The organism is Arthrobacter sp. I3 (assembly GCF_000520575.1).
Classification (GTDB): Bacteria; Actinomycetota; Actinomycetes; order Actinomycetales; family Micrococcaceae; genus Arthrobacter; species Arthrobacter humicola_A.
Map to the genome: position 1 here is coordinate 148,192 of NZ_KI914902.1, position 1,146 is coordinate 149,337.

The 1,146-nt window shown below is 72.5% G+C and carries 2 pseudogenes; both read right to left on the reverse strand.

The features are described 5' to 3' along the window. Positions 1 to 557, reverse strand: a pseudogene (locus Y706_RS29105) (DUF4031 domain-containing protein); the annotation flags it as partial. Then, positions 538 to 1,146: pseudogene (locus Y706_RS29985) on the reverse strand (DUF4031 domain-containing protein); the annotation flags it as partial. The pseudogenes Y706_RS29105 and Y706_RS29985, both read right to left, overlap by 20 nt.

Genomic DNA, 1,146 nt, shown 5'->3' on the forward strand with positions numbered 1-1,146 from the left:
GGTTCGAGCTGGAGCAGCCGGCGGACGACGGCGGCGCGGCCGGCGGCGAAGTCGGCGTCGCCGATGTGGGCGAAATCTTCCCTGACGGCGGTGAGGTAGCGGGCGTAGGCCTCCGGTTCGCCGCCGAGGACGGAGAGGTCGGCGTCGCTGAGCAAGGCGCCGTCGTCGTCTCCGGGCTCCGGGCAGTGGTCTGCCGTCAGCAGCACCAGGCGTACCACTTCGTCCACCTCGGCGGCCGGGAGACCGGCATGCCGAAGCCGGTCGTCGGCCAGCCGCGCCGACTCTTCCTCGTCCTGGCCTGCCACGCCGCGGTAGACGGCGTCGTGGAACCAGGCGGCCAGCAGTACGGTGCGGGGCGGATCGGCCGGATCGCACAGCAGGTCCAGGGCCTCCAGCACCGCCAGCAGATGGGTGCGGCCGTGGTACTTCCGGTGTTCCTCGCCCCAGCGGTCCAGCAGGTCCAAGAAGAGGGCGTCGTGGCCCGGCAACGCCTCGTTCCAGCGGTTCAGGAGCGGGACCCGGAGGGCCTTGCCGCGCCAGCCACAGTGTCCGGCCACGGTCGGTGTGGAAGAGCGGTTCGAGCTGGAGCAGCCGGCGGACGACGGCGGCGCGGCCGGCGGCGAAGTCGGCGTCGCCGATGTGGGCGAAATCTTCCCTGACGGCGGTGAGGTAGCGGGCGTAGGCCTCCGGTTCGCCGCCGAGGACGGAGAGGTCGGCGTCGCTGAGCAAGGCGCCGTCGTCGTCTCCGGGCTCCGGGCAGTGGTCTGCCGTCAGCAGCACCAGGCGTACCACTTCGTCCACCTCGGCGGCCGGGAGACCGGCATGCCGAAGCCGGTCGTCGGCCAGCCGCGCCGACTCTTCCTCGTCCTGGCCTGCCACGCCGCGGTAGACGGCGTCGTGGAACCAGGCGGCCAGCAGTACGGTGCGGGGCGGATCGGCCGGATCGCACAGCAGGTCCAGGGCCTCCAGCACCGCCAGCAGATGGGTGCGGCCGTGGTACTTCCGGTGTTCCTCGCCCCAGCGGTCCAGCAGGTCCAAGAAGAGGGCGTCGTGGCCCGGCAACGCCTCGTTCCAGCGGTTCAGGAGCGGGACCCGGAGGGCCTTGCCGCGCCGTCGGGCCGGGATCCGCAACCCGCTGGCGATCAG